This window comes from Bacillus sp. DX3.1, from assembly GCF_030292155.1.
Classification (GTDB): domain Bacteria; phylum Bacillota; class Bacilli; order Bacillales; family Bacillaceae_G; genus Bacillus_A.
In genome coordinates, this window is sequence record NZ_CP128153.1 from 1414139 (window position 1) to 1434628 (window position 20490).

Annotated in this window: 19 protein-coding genes; 9 read left to right on the forward strand and 10 right to left on the reverse strand. The window is 35.7% G+C overall.

All coding sequences use genetic code 11. From position 1 onward, the window contains the following. Window positions 1–28: 28 nt before the first annotated feature. Window positions 29–805: a class I SAM-dependent methyltransferase gene (locus QRE67_RS07065; RefSeq protein ID WP_286124192.1), complete on the reverse strand. Its 777-nt coding sequence runs from the start codon at window positions 803–805 to the stop codon at window positions 29–31. Window positions 806–917: 112 nt separating this feature from the next. Between QRE67_RS07065 and QRE67_RS07070 the strand changes: the two genes are divergently transcribed. Then, entirely contained in the window at window positions 918–1775 is an 858-nt protein-coding gene (locus QRE67_RS07070; protein ID WP_286124193.1) for a YhfM domain-containing protein, read from the forward strand. Window positions 1776–1828: 53 nt separating this feature from the next. On the opposite strand, the gene QRE67_RS07075 is transcribed toward QRE67_RS07070, so the two are convergent. After that, a complete protein-coding gene (locus QRE67_RS07075; protein WP_286124194.1) occupies window positions 1829–2026 on the reverse strand; it encodes a hypothetical protein in 198 nt (65 codons plus the stop codon). A gap of 116 nt (window positions 2027–2142) precedes the next feature. Between QRE67_RS07075 and QRE67_RS07080 the strand changes: the two genes are divergently transcribed. The 3 genes from QRE67_RS07080 to hmpA all read left to right on the forward strand — a co-directional run bounded on the left by QRE67_RS07080 (window position 2143) and on the right by hmpA (window position 5268). Beyond that, entirely contained in the window at window positions 2143–3240 is a 1098-nt protein-coding gene (locus QRE67_RS07080) for a site-2 protease family protein (protein ID WP_286124195.1), read from the forward strand. Between the two features lie 123 nt (window positions 3241–3363). Next, window positions 3364–3882 carry a hypothetical protein gene (locus tag QRE67_RS07085; protein ID WP_286124196.1) on the forward strand — a complete coding sequence of 173 codons (519 nt, stop codon included), beginning with the start codon at window positions 3364–3366 and terminating at the stop codon, window positions 3880–3882. Between the two features lie 180 nt (window positions 3883–4062). Then, the gene (gene hmpA / locus QRE67_RS07090) at window positions 4063–5268 is read left to right on the forward strand and encodes an NO-inducible flavohemoprotein (protein ID WP_286124197.1); all 1206 of its coding nucleotides are present in this window, start codon (window positions 4063–4065) and stop codon (window positions 5266–5268) included. A gap of 103 nt (window positions 5269–5371) precedes the next feature. Here hmpA and QRE67_RS07095 read toward each other — a convergent pair whose 3' ends face one another. Then, window positions 5372–5884, reverse strand: coding sequence for a Crp/Fnr family transcriptional regulator (locus tag QRE67_RS07095; protein WP_286124198.1), 513 nt, complete (start codon window positions 5882–5884; stop codon window positions 5372–5374). 537 nt (window positions 5885–6421) lie between these two features. On the opposite strand from QRE67_RS07095, the gene QRE67_RS07100 reads away from it, so the two are divergent. Further along, the gene (locus QRE67_RS07100) at window positions 6422–6646 is read left to right on the forward strand and encodes a hypothetical protein (RefSeq protein ID WP_286124199.1); all 225 of its coding nucleotides are present in this window, start codon (window positions 6422–6424) and stop codon (window positions 6644–6646) included. Between the two features lie 290 nt (window positions 6647–6936). Here QRE67_RS07100 and QRE67_RS07105 read toward each other — a convergent pair whose 3' ends face one another. From QRE67_RS07105 to QRE67_RS07115, 3 genes are all read right to left on the reverse strand, one after another. Continuing rightward, a complete protein-coding gene (locus tag QRE67_RS07105; RefSeq protein ID WP_286124200.1) occupies window positions 6937–7737 on the reverse strand; it encodes a sulfite exporter TauE/SafE family protein in 801 nt (266 codons plus the stop codon). 117 nt (window positions 7738–7854) lie between these two features. Further along, window positions 7855–8853 (reverse strand): inorganic phosphate transporter, encoded by a 999-nt coding sequence (locus QRE67_RS07110; protein ID WP_286124201.1) that lies wholly within the window; start codon window positions 8851–8853, stop codon window positions 7855–7857. An 11-nt stretch (window positions 8854–8864) separates the two neighbouring features. After that, a complete protein-coding gene (locus tag QRE67_RS07115; protein WP_286124203.1) occupies window positions 8865–9485 on the reverse strand; it encodes a DUF47 domain-containing protein in 621 nt (206 codons plus the stop codon). Window positions 9486–9798: 313 nt separating this feature from the next. Here QRE67_RS07115 and QRE67_RS07120 point away from each other — a divergent pair, with 313 nt between their 5' ends. Then, entirely contained in the window at window positions 9799–11817 is a 2019-nt protein-coding gene (locus QRE67_RS07120; protein ID WP_286124204.1) for a transglycosylase domain-containing protein, read from the forward strand. Window positions 11818–11999: 182 nt separating this feature from the next. On the opposite strand, the gene QRE67_RS07125 is transcribed toward QRE67_RS07120, so the two are convergent. After that, a complete protein-coding gene (locus tag QRE67_RS07125) occupies window positions 12000–12437 on the reverse strand; it encodes a hypothetical protein (protein WP_286125205.1) in 438 nt (145 codons plus the stop codon). Window positions 12438–12594: 157 nt separating this feature from the next. Beyond that, entirely contained in the window at window positions 12595–13851 is a 1257-nt protein-coding gene (locus QRE67_RS07130; RefSeq protein ID WP_286124205.1) for an ATP-binding protein, read from the reverse strand. A gap of 151 nt (window positions 13852–14002) precedes the next feature. Here QRE67_RS07130 and QRE67_RS07135 point away from each other — a divergent pair, with 151 nt between their 5' ends. The 3 genes from QRE67_RS07135 to QRE67_RS07145 all read left to right on the forward strand — a co-directional run bounded on the left by QRE67_RS07135 (window position 14003) and on the right by QRE67_RS07145 (window position 19364). Beyond that, complete coding sequence (locus tag QRE67_RS07135; protein WP_286124206.1) at window positions 14003–14848, forward strand: DUF72 domain-containing protein; 846 nt, start codon at window positions 14003–14005, stop codon at window positions 14846–14848. A 266-nt stretch (window positions 14849–15114) separates the two neighbouring features. After that, entirely contained in the window at window positions 15115–17175 is a 2061-nt protein-coding gene (locus QRE67_RS07140; protein ID WP_286124207.1) for a hypothetical protein, read from the forward strand. 230 nt (window positions 17176–17405) lie between these two features. Further along, window positions 17406–19364, forward strand: a complete 1959-nt coding sequence (locus tag QRE67_RS07145; protein ID WP_483298667.1) for a beta-propeller fold lactonase family protein — start codon at window positions 17406–17408, stop codon at window positions 19362–19364. Window positions 19365–19378: 14 nt separating this feature from the next. On the opposite strand, the gene QRE67_RS07150 is transcribed toward QRE67_RS07145, so the two are convergent. Both QRE67_RS07150 and QRE67_RS07155 read right to left on the reverse strand, forming a co-directional pair. Next, complete coding sequence (locus tag QRE67_RS07150; protein ID WP_286124208.1) at window positions 19379–19573, reverse strand: DUF3924 family protein; 195 nt, start codon at window positions 19571–19573, stop codon at window positions 19379–19381. Between the two features lie 290 nt (window positions 19574–19863). Further along, complete coding sequence (locus QRE67_RS07155; protein ID WP_286124209.1) at window positions 19864–20394, reverse strand: tyrosine-type recombinase/integrase; 531 nt, start codon at window positions 20392–20394, stop codon at window positions 19864–19866. Window positions 20395–20490: the final 96 nt, after the last annotated feature.

Sequence of the window (20490 nt, forward strand, 5' to 3'; positions counted from 1 at the left end):
AAGCCTCACGATATAATGTGAGGCTTCCTTACTCTTTTATAGCTGTCCAAATGGTCCAGCGATCTTTCTCGGCAATAGGACCTGTTGTTGTAAGCTTAGAGCGAATGTGATGTAAAAGAGAAGAAAGTTCATTGTCGGATAATTCGTGTAGAATAGATCGGCCCGTCCGTGGGGATAAATCTTGTAATAGTGCTTCAATGGAATCGTGAATTTTTCGAACTTCCCACATCGTTTGAACTGGAAGTGGTTGCAGTCCGATTTGCTCTAATAACAGCTGTATCTGTTCCGTTTGTGGTCTTCGTTTTTCTTCTGTATGAATAAGCTGCGGATAGACGGAAAAGAAATACCCACGAATATGTTCTGGGCTCCCTGGAATCGTACAATCTTCAATTGTACGGTCTTGGAAAATAAGCAAACCCTCTTTCTTTAAGATGCGAGAGGCTTCTTGTAAAAATTGTGGGATGTTTTGTAAATGATGAATAACAGCACGAGAAATGACAACATCGAATGTCTCATTCTGAAAATTAATATGCTGGGCATCGCCGTGAATAAAAGAAATGTTTTGTAGTGCTGCACAATTTTCTTCTGCTGCTTGTAGCATTTCTTTCGAAAAATCAAACCCAACGACTTTCTGAGCCCCCATAAGTGCGAGCTCTTTTGTATAAATACCGCCACCACAGCCAATATCAATTATCTTTTTACCGTTCACATCAATTATTGCTTGAATCATTGTACGCCAAGATGAATCCGCCTTACGCGATGCATACGTATACTTATTGTTGGCATCATGAAAATTAATAGGCATGTGAAAAGCCTCCTTTCATATGTAGTATATCTCATTACAACATCGATTACGTTTTTGTTTTTTTTGAAAGAACAATAAGGTTTTCTTATTGGTAGATAGGAGGAAAAAAGAAATGAAAAAAAAGTGGCTTCTTTTCTTATTACTTTTTGTATTGGCATCGTGTAACCAAGTAGGAAAGGAAAAAGAACAGCCGAAAAAACAAGTAAAAGAGACGGTGAGTGTAATGGAGGGGAATTTACAAGTAAGTATATGGAAAAAGGGGAAAGTAGAAAAAGTATTAAAAAATGAGGAAGCGAAAACGGTGGTAGAGCTAATAAAGAAAGCTGAAAAACAAAATGTGACAGGAAGTTTTGGCGAACCAGAATATGAAATTCAAATTCAGCAAAATGGGAAGAAGGAAATGTATCGAGCATGGCTTCGCGGAGAATCTCGTCAAGGATGGTTGCAGGACGAAAATGGGATGTATATGTTGACGAAGTCAGATACAGAAAAAATACTTTCTTTCCTTCCACTAGTTTCTCCAGAGTCAAGTGATGATGAAGAAGCTACGCCTTTAACAGAAGTTACAAAGAAAGACCTTCAAATCACTCGTTTTCATATTAAAACACATGAAAATAAGCTGAGTTACACCGTATTTTATACCATTTCGGCTCCTTTATATAAAACATTAGAAAAAGAAGAGGCGTATTATTTTCAATTAATCTTTCCTTCGAAAGTACAAAAGATGATTGGAAAGGAAAAAAGTGAGCTTATACGTGGAGAATCAGTAAAAGAGGGATATAAACAATATGAAGTGAATATTGTTGTGCCTGTAAGTGATGCATCTGCTTCACAAATAAAAGCACTAGAAACCTATTATGATGAATATGATTTAAAAGTATTCAATCAGAAAAGGGAAGAGGTAGGGGCGTTTCGAAATATAATCCAGATTGTAAAAGATTACGGCGAAAAAATGAATTTGCAGCGATAGTCAAACTCTTTCCTCGGAAATGAAAAATAGAGTGAACCAAAAGGCTCACTCTATTATTTTGTTTTTGCAGACGGTTCACTCATCGATTTTCGTGTAATAAGATAGGAAATCATAAGAGCAGAAAGAACAATAAGACTGATAAACATATGATTTGGTAACCAATCTACTAGCAATATATAGCCAACTGTATAAAAAATCAGTGTGGAAGCTAGGAATGAAAGGGCACCGATTATAAAAGATTGTAATGTCATTGTTTGCACCTCCTTTCATTGTTATCTTTGGCTAAATTTGGATAAAATAAACGTCATTTCCAATAAACTAAAAAAATGTGGCATAATGGAAGAAAAGATAAGATGAGGAGATGACTATGAAAAAAGATAAAAAAGGATTATGGGGAATATTAGCGGCAGTTGGAATCTTTTTACTTTCAAAATTAAAATGGGTGTTTGCTATTTTTAAACTAGCGAAATTTTCGATGGTATTTAGTATGCTACTTTCACTAGGAGCGTACGCTGCAATATATGGATGGAAATTTGGCGTAGCGCTTATCTATTTACTTTTTGTACATGAAATGGGGCATTTATGGGCGGCGAAACGAAAAGGAATTCCAACGTCTCCTGCAATTTTTATTCCGTTTATGGGAGCCGTTATTGGAATGAAAGAGATGCCCAAAAATGCAAAGGATGAGGCTTTTATTGCCTATATGGGTCCTCTATTTGGACTATTTTCATTCCTGCCAGCCATTCCACTTTACATCATGACAAATGAACCATTTTGGGCTCTTGTGATTTTGCTTGGAAGCATGTTGAACTTTTTCAATTTGATTCCGGTTTCTCCGCTTGATGGAGGTCGAATTGTTGCAGTGGTTAGTACAAAACTTTGGGCAGTTGGTCTTGCGATATTACTGGGCTATTCAATTATATTTAAGAGCATTTTTGGTGGATTTATCTTTATAATAGGCTGTATGCAGTTGTATAGAGTTATCAAAAGAAATAAACCAATTGAAGAACTAGGATGGAAAGTGGAGGCAGCAAAAAGGTATCTTGCTAAATTTCATGAAGAGTTACAAGAAACAGGAGCTGTTCACCGAACGATTTATATAATCCATCATGAAATGAATATGCTAAAGCAGAAAGAACGAGAAAATACTTTGGGAAAAGGAGAGCGGCAGAAGGTAGAAGTATTAGAATACTTACTTCCGAAATTTGAACCGCTTGATTATGTACCGTACGAAGAAGAAAAAGAAGAACAGTTGATGCGCATAAAAGAAGCTTTGGAAGAATCAGAAAGAACAGTGTATGAGTGGGACAAAGAAAAGAAACAGCAAGAAGATTATTATAAAGCTGATGCAAAAGCAAGATGGACAGTATTTGCTTGCTACATTGGATTACTTGCAATACTTGGTTACGCTGCATATGAAGGCTATGCGATTTTACAGGATCAACTGCCACAGCGAAATGTGTAGAAAAACAGTGTCGAAATGATAAGAAGTATTTATACAGGAATTCTTTTTCTATAAGAGAATGTTACAAATATAACGGTATATAGAAATAAATGTAACATCTACCGTAGAAAAGGAGTTCGGTATATGAAAAAAGTGTGGAAGATCCTTGGAGTTCTTATTGTGATGGGTGTTACGAGTTATGGATTAACGAAAGTGTTTGTACACTATGCAAGTAAACCTGTTGGAGTATCTGCAATACCAAAAATAGAAGAGGTGGAAGAAAAGAAAGAAGTATTACATTTCATCCGCACGACACACGAAAGCTATAATAATTTCTTAAATTATGGTAAGGCTGAGAAATACACGGATGGTGATTGGAATCATCTCATACAATGGTTTCAAAAACAAGAACCGGTGTTAAAAGATGTACATACAAAAGTGAAAGATGAGAAGATAAAGCGGGATGTAAAACGAAGTTATGAGATTATGAAAAAGGGCATAGAGGTTCGGAATATCGAATATGTAGTGTACGCCCATCGTGTGTATCATGATCTGGATATTGTTGTAAATAAATATACAGGTGAAACGAATGTTTGGGGATATACAGAGTTTGGAAATGGGAAAGATGTAAAAGTGATTGAACAAGCTTTACACTCTCGGTAAGAAGCTGACCAATATTTTGGTTAGCTTTTTTGCTTATTGGGAAAGATATAACGGTCTATAAAAGTGAGTGTTCATATATTTTTCACAAAAGCACTGTGTTTATAGTGATTATAATCACACCCTTCAATTATTATTTCGTTTACAATAATAATAGTTAAGGAAATAAAGGAGTGAGATATAATGTTAAGTGCAAAAACAATTGAAATAGTAAAATCAACAGTACCATTATTACAAGAAAAAGGTGTAGATATTACGACTCGCTTTTATCAAATTATGTTCTCAGAACACCCTGAGTTATTGAATGTCTTTAATCATGCAAATCAGAAACAAGGAAAACAACAACATGCGCTGGCAAATACTGTTTATGCCGCAGCGATGTATATTGATAATTTAGAAGCTATCATTCCGGTTGTAAAACAAATCGCTCATAAACATAGAAGTTTAGGTATTAAAGCAGAGCAGTATCCAATTGTAGGAAAATGTTTATTACAAGCAATCAAAGAGGTTGTAGACGCACCAGAGGAAGTGTTAACGGCTTGGGGAGAAGCTTACGGTGTAATCGCTGATGCATTCATTAGTATAGAGGCAGAAATGTATGAAGAGGCAGCGGGAAAAGAGGGAGGCTGGAAAGACTTCCGTAACTTTATCGTTGCGAAAAAAGAGAAGGAAAGTGACGTTATTACGTCGTTTTATTTAAAACCAGAAGATGGTGGAGAAGTGTCTTCATTCTTACCTGGACAATATATAGGCTTAAAGATAAATATTCCAGGAGAAAAAAATATACATAATCGTCAATATAGCTTATCAGATGCTTCTGGCAAAGGATATTACCGCATTAGTGTGAAACGAGAAACAAGTAAAGAGGCACCAGATGGCATCGTGTCTAATTATTTACATGATCACGTACAAGAAGGTGATGTGTTATCACTAAGTGCACCAGCTGGAGATTTTGTTTTAAACACGGATTCAAATTTACCGGTTGTGTTAATTAGTGGCGGAGTTGGTATTACACCGATGATGAGTATGCTAAATACATTAATTGAGCAATCCTCCAATCGAGATGTATACTTTATTCATGCTGCATTAAATAGTAATGTGCATGCAATGAAAGAGCACGTAAGACAAGTGGTAGAAGAAAATAAACAGGTGAAAGCGTACACTTGCTACTCTGCACCAACAGAACAAGATTTACAAACAAAGAATTTTGATAAAGAAGGATTCGTTGATTTAGAGTGGTTACAATCTATTATTCCTGGGGCTGAAGCAGAATTTTATTTCTGTGGTCCAGTACCATTTATGAAGGGTATCAATGCAGCATTAGTAGAGTGGGGCGTTGCACCTGAGCACATTAACTTTGAATTCTTTGGACCGAAAGCAAGCTTGTAATAAAGTGAAACTTTCATCCCCACCTAACTTCTTTGCTTTTTATAGAATTTTAAGGTGGGGGGTATTACAGCCTGTTCATGCGGGATAATGAAAAAACGAGGTGTTAGTTCACCTCGTTTTTTGTTTGTTCTCGCAGTAATCGATTTACTGTTTCACGGCGTATGCCGATAAGTTGACCAATTTCTGTTTGTGTTAATATTTCATAGATTGGAATTTCTCCTAAATATAGCGCAAACCATTCCTGCAAGCGATGAAGACGCTCTTTTGGAGAAACGGTTGTTAATTGATCAATTCGCTGCTGCATCATCCGTAATTTTGTTTGCAGTTGCATGGCAATCTCTATGTATGATTCTGGATTTCCCTGTAATTGTTCATACAATGTGTCACTTATAATTGGCTCAACCTCTGTTTTAAGTAAAGCGATGGCTGTACCATGGTATTCTTTCGGTGAAATTAAAGAGTGGTGAGGGATTGTCTCGCCAGGAACGATTATATTAAATAAAAAGGGTGTTCCATCTTCTTGTAAACGAATGACTTTTAATAGACCGCTTTTGATATAATATAAAGGTCCTTCTTCTCCTTGCCGAAATAATACGTCTCCTTTATGTAAAATCATTGTTAGCACCTCGCTATTTAGTTCTGATGATCAGTATGGTAAAGGGAAAATTTTATCCCGCTATTCGCGGGCAGTAAGACCTCCACCTCAAGATTCAGAGAGAAACAAAGAAGATAGGTGGGGGATAACTGCTCGTAAAAGCCCGATTGGTAAGGGCTAATTCTCAGTGGGGGATGAAGAAGACCCCCACTGAGAAAAGTTTCACTTTATTATTATAGAAGAGTTAGTTGAAAAAGACTATAAGCTGACAAACAGCAATTTTGTTGACGAAGTATACACGATTACAGTAGTATACTATTTAGTGTGTAATAGTACTATATAAATACAAATTAAAAAACCGACATAAAACCCTTCTTTTTAGGTGGGAGAGAGTATCCGGCCATGCATAGGTCAGATCCTTTTCCTGCCCTATGCCAAGTGAAGACAAAGAGAGAAAACGAGTGCAGGTCACCTTTTGTTATCCATAGCCGCGGCTATATGTCGAAAAATCAAAATGGATTTATATAGCAATGAATACGCTGTAGGGGGTTTAATATATTGTTAGATGCGAAGATGACTGATATGAAAATTCCAGCTAATGCAGTAATACATGTGGAAGAGATGAAAGGTGGAGTTGTTCTATCAGTTGAAATAGAGGGTCAAATTATTTATACAATGGCTTATGATGAAGAAACTGATAGCTATGCTGAATTGTATGATAGAAATGATAAACGAGCACGTCAAGTACATGAAGATTTTATGGGGTGGTCACTCCTTCATTAAAAGATGTCAATATGACATCTTTTTTTATTGAATCGATAGATTATACAAATAGATGTAATAAATGGGTGAAGTTTGTAATAATTGCTTTTGCATTGTTAGCGCTTTGTAACGGCATCGTGTCTGTTTTTTCGTTATGATAAGTATAACAGTCGCAGCTATAGGAGTGATCAACTTGGACAAATTACATATTTCGAATTGTATGTTGTTGTGTGTGTGTGCGGTATTATGTTTTATTTTAGGAATGTTTTTATATTCTTGCGTATGAAAAAACGCATTCTAAAAAGAACACGTTACAGAAAAGTACTAATAATTAGTCTAGTTCCAAGAATAATTAATGTGATACGTAACAAATTAATGATGGCATTTCCACTCAATTTTGTATTAATGTAAGCTCCAATTTTTCCACCAACCCATGCACCTGGTATGAGGATCAATGCATATATCCAGCTGACATTTCCGAGAGAAATGTGAGTTAAAGAGCTCGCGATTGCTGATAAAAAGACGATAAACATGGAAGTCGCCACAGCAATTTGTGCTGGAAAAGCAAATAGAAGCATCATCGCTGGAACGAGAAGGACGCCACCACCAATTCCAAATAATCCAGATATGAAACCAACTACAAATGCGATAATAATAGCAAGAAACGGTGGGAACTGATAAAGAATGGTTTCACCTTCAGCATTTGTAAAAGAACGTTTAATGACAGTAGCATTTGATAGGGAAAGAGGTTTCAGTTTATCCCGTAACATAAGAAGGATTGATACGAAAATAAGAAAAATCCCGAAGTATAAAGAGAAAGTGTCAGGATTTAAAAATTTGTTTGCCCACGCTCCAATAATACCACCTGGACCGCTCCCAATAAATAAAATAAGTCCGCTTTTATAATCTACTCGCTTATGTTTCATATATGTAAGAGTAGAGGATAGACCGGTGAAAACAACGGTCACAATCGAAGTCCCAACTGCTAATTGTGGTGACAAACTATGCAGCCCAATCAGTAAAGGGACAATAATAATTCCTCCGCCAAGCCCTATTAGGCTTCCGACTGTTCCCGCAATTAATCCGATGAAAAGTAACATGATGTATTCCAAAATTGCACACTCCTCTGCATAACTAATACAACATTCATTATACACACTTTTTGAATAGAAACAGGGTTGTTCACAAAAAAGTCGTCTTCCTAGAAAGAAAAGGAAGACGACTTTTGATTAGAAGATTAACTGTAATAGGTAATAGAATAAAGCAGCTAATGAAGCTGTAATAGGAAGTGTAATAACCCATGTAATTAACATGCGCTTTGCAGTTCCCCATTTTACACCTTTGACGCGGTGTGAAGCACCTACTCCTAAAATAGAAGAAGAGATAACATGCGTTGTACTAACTGGTAAATGAATAAATGTTGCCCCGAAAATAACAAGTGATGATGATAGATCCGCAGCCACACCATTTACAGGACGAATTTTCATAATTTGTCCACCAACAGTTTTAATAATTTTCCATCCACCGACAGAAGTACCAAGACCCATTGCAAGAGCACATGAGAATTGGACCCATAAAGGAATATCTCCGGAAGTATGAAGACCATTTGTCATTAATGCCATTGTAATAATTCCCATTGCTTTTTGTGCATCGTTTGTTCCATGCGTGTAAGCTTGTAATGCGGCTGTGAAAATTTGGAATAAACGGAAATTTTTATTTGTTTTCGTTAGATTAAAGTTTTTAAAGACAACTTTAAAAATACTATATACGATAAAACCAATAACAAAAGCGACGATTGGTGAAATAATTAAAGCCTCAATAATTTTAATAAATCCTTTATAATTTAATGAACTTACACCAGCAGCAGCAATTGCAGCGCCTGCGATTGCACCAATGATTGCATGTGAAGAACTACTTGGAATACCGTAGTACCAAGTAATTAAGTTCCAAACAATGGCAGCAAGCAGAGCAGCTAAAATAACATATGATCCATTGTTTAAAGCGAATGGGTCAACTATGTCTTTTGTAATTGTTTTTGCTACTCCTGTAAATGTCATTGCACCTAAAAAGTTCATAATAGCTGCCATAACAATTGCATGTCTTGGCTTCAAAGCTTTCGTTGAAACTGCTGTTGCAATGGCGTTCGCTGTATCATGAAATCCATTAATAAAATCGAAAGCTAGAGCGCAAATGACAATTAAAATAGTTAAAAACAAGAGTGTATTCATGATCAAACTCCTTATGCATTCTTCATAATAATTGTTTCTAACACGTTTGCAACGCTTTGACAGCTATCAGCTATTTCTTCTAGCTCCTCGTAAATCTCTTTATACTGAATAATCTTAATTGGATCTTTTTCACGAGAGAACAAATGCTTAATTGCATGACGACGGATATCATCACACTGTGATTCATAATCCTTAATTTTGATTGCATTTGTACGAATGTCTACTAACTTTTTGTTCGACATAAGCTCAACAGAATTTGCGATTTCAATTGCACATTGATTGATCGCATCTACGAATTTAATCATGTATTCATCTGCTTCTGTAATAGAGTACATCTCAAATAGAGCAGCACAGTGATCTAACCCGTCTAAAACATCATCCATACTCATTGCAAGCTGTAGGATGTCTTCACGTTCAATAGGAGTAATAAACGCTTTGTTTAGCTCCATAATAATCTCGTGAATGTATGAGTCACCTTTTGACTCATATTCTTTCATGCGCATAGAAAACTCTTTTAAATCGCTAGCATTTTTAATCTTATACTCCACGAAAAATTGAGCGCCTTCTTTTAAATTTTCTGAAATATTCATTAGCATTTCAGAAAATTTATCTTTTTTAGATTTAAAGACCATTATTGTTACCCCCACAAAAAAATAATATATGTAAAATATATTTGGCTAGTCAATTCTAACAAAAAACTGTCGGTTTTTAAAACATTTTATCGAAAAGTTTACAAAAACTTAACATAATACACATTGATGTATTAATAATATTAATTATTGATAATAGATATCTTACTTGTAGAATGTCCTTTTCTTGTGAAAAATATAAATAAGAAAGAAATGCTTTACACTTGACGAATTATTACGTTATCATAAGGAATTTAAAAGGGGGAGTTTCTTCCTTTTCCTAATGAAATTGTAAACAAATAAAGGAAGTGGATACATGAAATTGAACAACACTCATTTACAAAAGATGCTTGAGTGGTTCAACAAGAAGAAGAAACTGCGCAATGTGTTATTCATTTTTGGTGGTTTGTTCATCACTCTGCTTATTGCTGTAAATATTATAATTTTTATTCAAGACATATCTGCATTAAAACAAGCTGTCCCACAGCCAACTCTCATTTATGACGCTAATAAAGAAGTAGCAGCAAAGTTATCTTCTTCGAAAACAGAAGGGATTAAACGAAAAGATATTCCTGATATTATGATTCAGGCAATTGTTGCAGTAGAGGACAAAGAATTTTATAGCCATCATGGTATTTACTATAGTGGGATTATGAGCGCGGTGTTGAAAAATATTACCGCTGGGGAAGTTGTTGCTGGTGGAAGTACGATTACCCAACAACTTGCAAAAAATGTATTCCTGACACAAGAGCGCACATTTTCACGTAAATTTAAAGAGTACTTTCTTACGAAAAAAATAGAACGTACGTATACGAAAGATGAAATTATTGAAATGTATGTGAATCAAATTTATTTTGGTGAAGGTGCTTGGGGGATTAAAAAAGCAGCAAAAGCATACTTTGACAAAGAAGTAAAAGATTTAACAATAGCAGAAGCTGCTACAATAGCAGGGTTAATTAAGGCGCCGTCAACGTACTCACCTTATAAAAACTTTAATAAATCGATTGGAAGAAGAAATATTGTTCTGTCACTTATGAAAGAGCAAGAGTATATTACAGAAAACCAATATAATCAGGCAAAGGGAACTGGTCTTACATTACGCCGAGGTGTTGATGATAAATATAAAGGGAAATATTCGCAATATGTGGATTATATTGTTCGAGAGGCAATGGAGAAATATGAATTAACACAAAATGAAATTTTAGCTGGTGGATATCGTATTTATACAGAGCTTGATCCGAAAAAGCAACAGGCGGTAGAAGATGTTGTTAATAATGACAGTTACTTTAAAGAAAGCAGTTCTGATCAACTTATGCAAACGGGTATTGTACTTATGGATCCAAAGACTGGTGGTGTTCCAGCATTAGTTGGTAGTAGGGGGGCGTATCAATTTTTACAATTTAATCATGCAACGCAATTAAAAAGGCAACCAGGGTCAACACTAAAGCCTCTTGCGGTGTACGTACCGGCGTTAGAACAAGGGTATGAAGTATATGATGTGCTAAAAGATGAACCGCTTAATATAAAAGATTATACACCCCAAAATAGCGATCATACTTTTCATGGGGATGTCACAATGTATGAAGCGGTTGCAGAGTCTTACAATGTCCCAGCGGTGTGGTTGTTAGAACAAATTGGATTAGAAAAAGGTTTGAAATCATTAGAACGATTTGGTATTCCGTTACAAGAGCAAGATCGCGCTTATCATATCGCATTAGGGGGAATGTATACAGGTACTTCCCCATTTGTAATGGCTCAAGCTTATGCAACATTTGCAAATGATGGAGTACAGATTGAAGGACATGCAATCCGGGAAATACAGAATGCTGAAGGAGAAATAGTTGGGAAATGGTACAAAAAAGAAACCCGAGTAACGAGCGAGAAAATTGCTCAAAAAATAACATACCTATTAAAAGGTGTTGTTGAAAAAGGAACGGGTGAAAAAGCAAAGGTGAAAAATATTGATACTGCTGGTAAAACAGGGACAACTCAACTTGTAGATGGTCCAAGCAGCGGGGCGAAAGATTCATGGTTTGTTGGCTATACGCCAGATTTAGTTGGGGCAATTTGGGTAGGGTATGATAAAACAGATAGCGAGCATTATGTGCCAGGTGGTAGCCAAATTACAACAACAATGTTTCGAGATATTATGAAAAAAGCTGACGCAAATCCTACTCAAAAAGCATTTCAATTATCACTTATATCAGAAGTCGATTATACAAAACAGTTAAAAACAGTTGAAGAAGAAAAAAGAAGAAAAGAAGAAGAACAACAAAGAAAAAAGCAGCAGAAAGAATGGATAGATAAAGTAAAAGAATGGATCCCGTTCTTTTAAAAATAAAAAGAGGCGAATCACTTTATATTCGTCTCTTTTCTCATATAAAGTGAAACTTTGATCGGTAGGGGTTTTCTTCATCCCTCCTATCATTAGCCTTCACCAATCGGGATTTTATGGGCAGTTTATCCCCATCTAACTTCTTTGCTTCTTGCCTAACTTTGAGGTAGCGGGATAAACAATTATAGTCGATTGCTAAGACGAACGATTACATGTGAAGAGGATGGTGAGTGATAAGTAATAGAAATCGTTCCTTTACTAATTGGCTCATAGGGAAGTTCTTCTTCATACTGTCCGTTATTTTTATTATGAATGGACAGTTCAACAGCATCAATTTTCTTTTTTGCGTATTGTTCTTTAAGTTTCTTTGCGATTTGATTGAGCTCATTATAGGAAGAAGTCTTAGTAATGACCATTCCTTTGACAACTACTTTTTCTTTTTGGGAGGGAGAAGAGAGAGGTATAGTATTTTGTTTTGCATATAATAGTTCATATGGCGGAGCATCAAGGGTTCCAGCTGCTTTAGATGTACTATATTCTCCGACTAAAAAGAGTGCAGAACATAAAATAACACATGACATAAGAGCTTGCCAAAAGCGTATTGATGACAATACTTTCATTTTCATCTTCATCTTCATCCCTCTTTCATACAAATGTCTTCATTACTTATCATACAAGATAAGCATTAAGCTAAAGTAAATTTGAGGTAAAGAAACGTAAAAAAGAGCGAACGGTCGCTCTTTTTTTACGTTTGGCTTTAATGGGAAGTTATGAATTTTAAAAGCCAGTTGTTTTTTGTTTTAATGGAATCGAGATGGTAAAGATTGTACCATTCTCAGCACTAGAAACTTTTAAAGTTCCATTATGATTTTGGATGATTTTTCTTGTAACCGATAAACCAAGTCCTGTTCCTGCATCTTTTGTAGAAAAGAATGGATCAAATATATATTCTTGAATGGCTGCTGGAATGCCTGTTCCATTGTCTTGAAAAGTAATTCGAGCAAAATTGTCCAAACGATGACTTGTAATTTTGATGGCTAAAGGTTTGTCACCCTTTGCATCCACAGCGTTTTGAAATAAGTTTAAAAAGACTTGTACAAGCTCATGGCGATCAATATTTACAAGCACGCTTTCTAACTCGGGAGACAAGTCATATTGGATTGAGATGTTATGTAAAAATACTTCGCTAGCTAATAACTGTTGAATGTAATCGCGTAAAAATGTATTAATAGGGAAGGGCTCTCTTTTAAATTCATGCTCTTTTGTAATAGATAAAAATTTAGTAATAATATTATTCGCACGATCTAATTCTGGGATGAGAAGGTTTTTAAAGAGCTCTTTATTGGAAGCTGAAATGCTGTCTTGTAAAAATTGTAAATATCCTCGTACTGTCGTAAGTGGATTTCGAACTTCATGGGCAATACCTGCCGCAATTCGACCAGCTAATGCTAATTTTTCAGCATCGCGCTCTGTATTTAAGTAATGAAATACACTGATAACCCGGAAAATCTCTCCATTATGATCACGTATAATACGATTGTTGCAAATACCGTAGTTTTGGTCTAATACTTCCTCGTTATGAACTTCTTTTCCAGAATACAATGTTTCTAATGCTTTAATTTTTTCTTCTGGTAGGTTTAATAAGTCTTGAATTGGTTTACCTACTATATCATTTCGCTCAATACCAAAATCGTCTGCAGCCGCTTGATTACATAACGTGATACAACCTTCTTTGTTGATAAAAGTAACATGATGGGAAAATGCATCAAAAATATGAATAAAATGTTTTTCCAGCTGTTCAAATAGAAAGAGGGAATCACAAGTGAGCAAAAAACTTGGATTTTTATCTTCTTTCGGTACATTACTTATGGCATGAGAAGAATCTCCTTGTTTTTGTAATCGTAAACCAAGCTGTGAATTTTCATATGTAAAATGATGTGGTAATTGATCAATCAGCTGCTCATAAAAACGAACTTTGTTTTCTAATTCCTGAATTTGATTTTCATGAGATAAAGTAGTATCCTCTTGAAGCATAAATAAATGACCCCTCAATTTAAAAATTATTCCATTTAGTATATCATATTTTTATACAAATGCTCTTGTATAAAATTGAAACTTTTACCAATGTAAGTTTGTTTCATAATGAAACGGGAATAAAAGTAAAGAAGCGAAGGGAGGAGGAATTTTGATTTCCATTGGATTAACAGGTTGGGGAGACCATCATTCTTTATATACAAATTCCTACGAAAACAGAAATAAATTACGAACATATAGTGAGTATTTTCCGATTGTTGAAGTGGATAGCTCTTTTTACGCAATGCAGCCGGCTCGAAATTATACAAAATGGGCCGGAGAAACGCCAAACGATTTTTCATTTGTTGTCAAAGCGTATCAAGGGATGACGGGGCATATGAAGGAAGGAATTCCATTTTCAGATGTCAATGAGATGTTTGAAACGTTTAAACAATCGATTCTTCCGCTCCAAGAAGCACAAAAACTGAGAGTAATTTTATTTCAATATCCACCATGGTTCGATTGTCAAAAGAAAAATGTAGATCTACTTCGTTATACAAAAGAGAAGATGGAAGGCTTACCGTGTGCATTAGAATTTCGAAATCAAACTTGGTTTTACCCAAATATACACGATAAGACGTTACAGTTTCTAGAACAGGAAAACTGGATTCATACCATTTGCGATGAGCCCCAAGCGGGAATAGGATCCGTTCCACTCATATTAGAAGCGACACATTCTGAAATGGCACTGATTCGTTTTCATGGCCGTAATGTTCATGGCTGGCTTGATAAAGGAGAAAATTGGCGAGCTGTCCGCTGTTTATACCGCTACAATACAAAAGAGTTAGAAGAATGGGTGGATAGGCTACAGACATTGCAGAAAAAAACAAAAAATATATATGTATTATTTAATAATAATTCGGGCGGAGATGCTGCGGATAATGCGAAGCAACTAATGAATATGCTAGGCATTACATATGGAGAACCGAAACCCGAGCAACTAAATTTATTCGAATGATGTAAAAACGAAAAACACTGTACAAACAGGGGGAATGTACAGTGTTTTTCATTATGAAAAAGAGGGGTAACAATATTACTGAGCGTTTGGTTTGTTCATCAATTGTTGGCTTCGTAATAAATGATAATGGTTATCATTATCATTGTCAACACTTTTTCTATTATTTTTTCAAAAAAAATTAAAGTTTACAAAAAATTAATTTAATAATATAATGAAAACGTTTATTTGATAATAATTATCAATGTTAATTAAGGGAGCGGGAATGAATGAAAAAAACATGGAAAGTTATGACGACAGTTGCTGTTGTTTCTTCACTTCTACTATCAGTAGGGTGTACGGGGAAAAAAGAAGAAACGTCAAAAGAAAAAAATACATATCGTGTACCAGTAACTAATTATTCTTTTGATACAGCAGCAAATATGTTTGCATATACAGAGTTTGAATTATCTGGGGAGCCATTAGCGGAAAGTCTTGGATTAGACTTAGATATTTTAGATGCACAAAAACGAAATAAACCAACGAAATTTGATTATATGGCCGGAATTGAATCTTATGAGTACTCAGAAGAAGCAATGTATGAAGTTGTAGAAAAATCAGGTCTTGGATTGCATTTACTTCATGCACCAATTGCCCAAAAAATGACAAAGGAAGCTAATAAAGACGTTCCGGCTTGGCTAGAGGACAGATTTTATACATTAGCAGACAGTGTAGGATATCCACGTAAAGAAATATTTGCTAATATGTACCCGACATTTATGGAGTATGCTGGCGGTGATCCACACTATACGCAAAAAGTAGATACATCAGTCTATGCAGAAAATGATGATAAAACATATGTACCAGCGTTCCAAATGGATTTCAAAACATTGCGCTGGGATCGTGCGAAAATGAATAAAACGTTAACACCAGCAGCATATGGTTCAGCGTTCTTAAAACAATCATTATGGGCAGGAGACTTCTTGGGTGGTTTCCATACAGTAGATAAAGATGAAGAATTAGAAGCGACATCAAGTACACAGGATCAAGATGCAAATATTCGTCTTGGAAAAAGTAGTGCAGATGGTATGCAAGGTGTAATTTTGACAGAAGAAATTTGGAATAAGCTTGCATATATTCGTGATGGATTATTTTATGATGCGAATGCAAAACAATTAACGAGTGGAATTGGAAGTAAATATAATCCGGAAAACGGTCTTGTTTACTTACCACATGAGATTAAAGTGAATGAAGAGGAAAAAAGTGGAATTGCAAAAGCTGGTGGGTTAGAAGTCAAGGATACGCGTAGTATGCTTCGTGATCAGTGGATGATGTTATGGCCAACGGCAGAATTTTTCGGAATGACTGATCAACGTCCGGATAATAAAAATGTGAATCCAGCTTTCCAAGCAGCATTTGACGGTGCACCGTTTGCAAAAGCGACAACTGAAAACACAGATCTTGATGTGGTAAATGATGTAAAGGCAGATGATCCATACTCTTTAAATCGTGATGTAATGCTACATGTATTTAAAAATATTGAAGCGATGCACTATAACAAAGAAACAGGAGCGTTTGTTACAGAGCATAGTGGAACAGAACAAGGTAAGCGGATTGATACGTTTGATGCAAGTTATATGGTAGAAGCACTTCGCATGTTCCAACGTGCAATTGATGGTATGCCAGTTGGATATGCAAGTGGGGCAGAGGCACAAGGGTTGCAAACAGAAGAAGGAAAACGCGCACTTAATATGATTAAGACACAAGCGGACTTCTTATTGAAAAATATGAAAACAAAGGATGGTTTCATCGCAAATGGCTATACGATTGGTAAAGGGGCAGATGAGGAACCGGTAACACTAGAAGCACAGCTTGGAGCAATTCGTGGGTTAACGGCAGCCTTTTTAGCAACGAAAGATGAAATGTATCGTGAAGAAGCACGTAAACTATATGATTTAGTTGATCGTAAAATGTGGAATAAAGAAGCATGTGCATATGAAACGAAAAAAGGTGAAATGAAATATACACCATATACAGCGGGTAGTGTATCAGCAGTTTTACGCGTTGCACTGCAAAATTTAAGTAACACGGATGCAGATAAAACGAAATATGATTCATTAGAACAAAAAGTAATTACTTCTCGTTATGTTGATTTTTATGATCAAGTTATCAATGGGCCATCACTAAAAGAAGGAATGCAAACAAGTGAGTTCTGGGATACAGGAGATGTTTATATAAAAGAGAAGCTGGGAAATACCGATAAGGATAATGTACCACAAGTTCAAGCTGGTCATGGGAAGAATGGGATTGCTCCAGTTCTTGTAGACGTGGAAGTGAAAAAAGGGAAATAGGATAAATCAACTTATGATAGTATTAAGACCGAACAAGTTTATAAGCTTGTTCGGTTTTTGTGAAATAAGAATGTAATAAAAAGATATATTCATTAACAAGTGTTGTAGCTCTCGTTGATGGGGTATTGAACCAATTGCGCTTTTAGTGGTAGTTTTCCTTGATGATTCTTTAGAATGTAAGGATGCGAGGCTTATTACCTAGAGCGAGGGAAAGAGAGAAGGGTTAGATGATGAAGCGATTGTTGACGGCGTTCGTGTTGCTCCTATGTATAAGTGTGCTTGCTAGTTGCGGAATGAAAATGAGTGGAAAAGAAGAGAAACGTAGCGATGCTGTTCACAGTAATAATATTATAGCGAGTAAAGATGGCAAATGGATTTATACAGCAAATATTGATGTTAATACAGTAACAGTTACGGATGCAAAAAGTAGAAAAGTAGTGTCAGAGATTCCCGTTGGAAAAGAGCCAAGACAATTAACAATAAGTCCGGATGAAACGAAATTATATGTTTCTTGTATGTATGATAATAAGGTAGATGTTGTATCGTTAGAAAAGAAAAAAGTGGTAGATCGAATTGCAACAGAGATGGAACCTTTTGGTATTGTCACAAATCCAAATGGGACAAAGTTATACGTATCCAATTTTCGTTCGGAGAATGTTTCAGTTATAGACATTGAAAAGAAAAAGACAATCGAAAAGATTAAAATTGGTGACCGTCCGCGAACGTTAGCGATGACGAAAGACGGAAAAAAATTATATGTGCCGCATTATTTAGAGGGGAAAATTAGTGTTGTAGATACAGAGAGTAATAAAGTAAAGAAAGTAATTACGCTTGCTCCTTCTCCAGACAAAGAAGACCGTAAAAAGAGTCAAGGAATTCCAAATACATTAGAGCAATTTGTCATTGCACCAGATGGTAAAACAGCATGGGTACCACATATGCTTACGAATATAGATACGCCGATTCAGTTTGAAGAAACAGTATTTCCGGCAGTTTCGATTATTGATTTAGAAAAAGATGAAGAAGTTACAAAACAACGTAAGCAACTTTTTGAAGCGATGAATGTGAAAGATACAAAAAATGAAACAATGATTGTATCTAATCCATACGATGTGGTTTTTAATGAAAAGGGGACGAAAGTATTTGTTGTTATGTCAGGCAGTGAAGATCTTGTCATGTTTGATTTAACTCGCGGTGGCAATGCGACGCAAATTGTAAGGCGCATTCCGGGAAGTAATCCGCGTGGTATTACTGTTCTTCCGAAAGAAAATACGTTAGCTGTTCATAATGCGATGAGTCATGATCTTGCTTTTTTAGAAACGGGTGGTGATGATTCATACGCAAAAGTGAAAGCTGATAAAAAGACGGTTAAATTAATTGAAAAAGATTCTTTATCAAAACTTGTACGTGAAGGGAAAGAGATTTTCTATAGTGCAAATAGTGATAAATATGCGACGTCAATAACTGGTAATAACTGGATGAGTTGTGTAACGTGTCATAGTGATGGAGAAATAAATGGCCTGTCATTATTGACACCAAAAGGAAAACGAAATGTTCCGAGTAACGTTTTAACTACAAAAACAGGTTTATTTATGTGGGATGGCTCACGTGATGATTTTACAGATTATATTCATACTGTACAAGGTGAAATGGGTGGTATGATGGAACTGAATCCGGGAAAAGATGTTCCAAAAGATGTTCAGCATATGTATGATGCTTTGCAAGCATTTTTAGATGATCCTAATTCATTTCCGGTTCCAAAGAGTCCAAATCGTCAAGCTGATGGTTCATTAACCCCTACGGCTAAAGACGGTGAGAAATTGTTTAAAGGAAAGGCAAATTGTTTAACATGCCACGGAGGAGATAATTTTACAAACAGTACAAAAGCAATGGATGAAAATGGAAAGTTGACGACGGATAATACAAATTTCCTTTATAACATTGGTACTGCAAATGAAACAGATACAGGATATGATGGTGATGCACGCGGTGGTTTCCAAAATAAGCGACAAAAAGGTTTTTTTGATCCACCAACACTTCGTGGTGTATGGACAACAGCTCCATACTTACATGATGGTAGTGCAAACACAATTGAAGAAGCAGTAGAGAAGCATCAATATGTAGAAAAGCCACAGCTATCCGAACAGGAAGTTCATGCGATTGCAGAATATGTAAAATCGATTCAATAGAAAAAGAACAGCGTTTAGCGCTGTTCTTTTTGCGTTACATATTGTTGTAAATCAAACGGAGTAATCTCTTGAATAAACTCTCTTGAAATAAGAGATTGAATGAGTGTACTTTCAGAAATAGAAGCACCTGTTTTCTTTTGATAAGCCAGTTTTAATAAGCCGAGTTTTTCTGCTGTTTCTTTCGGTAATTCAATTGTTAATGTGTTCATAATTTCTCCCCCTTATTACTAGAGTACCACTACAAAATGAGAGAAACAAGGATAGGGAATACGAAACATAAAAAAGGTTACCAGTTTTAAAGTTGGTAACCTTTTTATGTATAAGAAGATATTCAAAAAGTCCGGTAAAGATAGCCGCCCTATTTCTTCGTTACGTCGCCAGTCCGGTACGCATGTAGTTCAATCTACACTCCGTATTCTCCTGGCTTCCGCGCCTCGAACTACTAGGCTCTCTTTATCCTCCTTTTTGAACAAGTACTATAAGAACGATTTTCATTATTTTAAGCAATACCGATATATTTTAAAGTTTTTGATGGGGTACTATGATCAAAGAAGTGTTGTAAAAATGCTATATCGACACCAGATTTATAGGCACAATATCCCCAAGTTTTTCGAAGTGTATGTGAGCTAATCCCTTCTAAACCAACTTCTTTTGCTGCTTTGTTTAAAATATACCATGCATGCTGTCTCGTAATGGATTTCGTTCCTTTTTGAGATTTTAGCAACGGTTCATTTCGTTTCCAAGTTTTTCGTTCTTTCATGTAATCTTCGATTGCATGTTGTAATTCTTCGTTTACAGCGAACCATTTATGTTTCTTTACCTTTTCGTTGTAAAACAAAATGGAGTGGCGAACATTTTCATTTTCATCGATTACATCGCCAACTTTTAATTGTAAAATTTCGCTCACTTTTAAACCAGAATTAACAGCTAGTACGAATAATAAGCCATCACGTTTCGAAGATTGTAAAAGTATATTTTTGATTTTTTCTAATTGTTTTCCATTTTGAATAGGTTGTCCTGCTTGTTTCATTTCACGCACTCTCCTCATTTATATGTGTAAAGGAAAGGATTAACTTAGTTACTACTATAAAGGTAGGGTGTGAATTTCATGTGAACTCCTCGTGAA